The organism is Dietzia sp. DQ11-44, assembly GCF_014145205.1.
GTDB classification, from domain to species: Bacteria; Actinomycetota; Actinomycetes; order Mycobacteriales; family Mycobacteriaceae; genus Dietzia; species Dietzia natronolimnaea.
Genome location: NZ_JAALEC010000056.1, coordinates 1 through 1,108, shown reverse-complemented (window position 1 = coordinate 1,108; position 1,108 = coordinate 1). Strand labels below are relative to the sequence as shown.

2 protein-coding genes are annotated in these 1,108 nt (G+C 72.5%); both read right to left on the bottom strand.

Annotated features, from left to right (window positions below):
- A partial coding sequence (locus G6018_RS01675) for a hypothetical protein (protein ID WP_182638549.1) occupies positions 1-831 on the bottom strand: 831 nt, incomplete at its 3' end.
- A 76-nt stretch (positions 832-907) separates the two neighbouring features.
- The coding region (locus G6018_RS17070) for a hypothetical protein (protein ID WP_206685249.1) at positions 908-1,108 on the bottom strand (201 nt) is incomplete at its 5' end.

The window sequence follows — 1,108 nt, the reverse complement described above, 5'->3', positions numbered from 1 at the left end:
CAGCGCGGGATCACCGGCCAGGACCCGGAGGAGGACGCGGTCGATCCCGGCGCGGATCCGGTCGATCGGGTCCCCTCGGGTCGAGGCGTTGCCCGACAGCGCGGTCAGGGCGGCTTCCACGAGACCGGCGAGCCGTCCGGTCTCGGCGGCGAGCGACCCCAGCGGGATCCGGTTGAGAGTGCGGACGCCCGCGAACTCGAGCGCGGCGGCGAGCTCGGTATCCGTGAGCATGAGGTCCGCCGGGGTCACGAGCACACTGTCCGCGGGCATTCCGGGCGATCGGTGCCATTGGATCGCGGTGCGCGTGGTGGCGAGGACACGGATTCCGTCCGGTGGCGCCTGCAGGAGGAGATCGCGGACGTGCCCCTCCGGATCACCGGAGAGGTGGAGGTCGTCGAGAATCACGGTGAGGGGGCCGGGCCAGCATCGGACCAGGTCCCTCACCTCCTGGTAGGGATCACCCGACGGCTCGACGGGACCACCGGCCGACCCGGCCTCCGGGACCGCGCGGCCGACGGGGCCCTGCGCCGATCGGAGTGAGGTCACGACCGACTGCCAGTAGCGATCCCCGGTGAGGTCCGGGGCGGGGTCGATGATCCCGACCGTGGATCCACCGGATGAGGAGCCGTCGGACAGCCACTGCGCCAGCAGGGTGGTCTTGCCCGAGAACCGGGGGCCGTGGACCACCACCAGGCGGTCAGGTCCCGAGAGCATGTCCATCACTCGTGCACGCGGGGGGACCCCCGAGGCCGGGTGACGCGGGGAGAATGCGGCGAAGCCGGGGCCGGGGTCGGGTTTGGGCTTGGAGCCGCGAAGGGCCTCGCTCGACATCAGCCCCCCACTCCTGTTCTCGCAACCGGCATTACACGGCGGTCGAAGACGACCCTCGCCTGTCCGGCGGGGTTCGTCAAGGCATTCCGTGGGGCTCGGATGATGCGGTGGTGCTCCCTGCGGACGATCGCCCCGACATGGACAGGGTTCCCCGGAAGGCCGACCCCGTCCACGAGGACGGCCCGGGCCACCGGACGAGATCGCCGAGGGCACCTGGTGGGCCGTCGGCGGCCTGCTCGTGGGCGCGCTGGTCGCGGGACTCGCCGGCGGCGCCGGA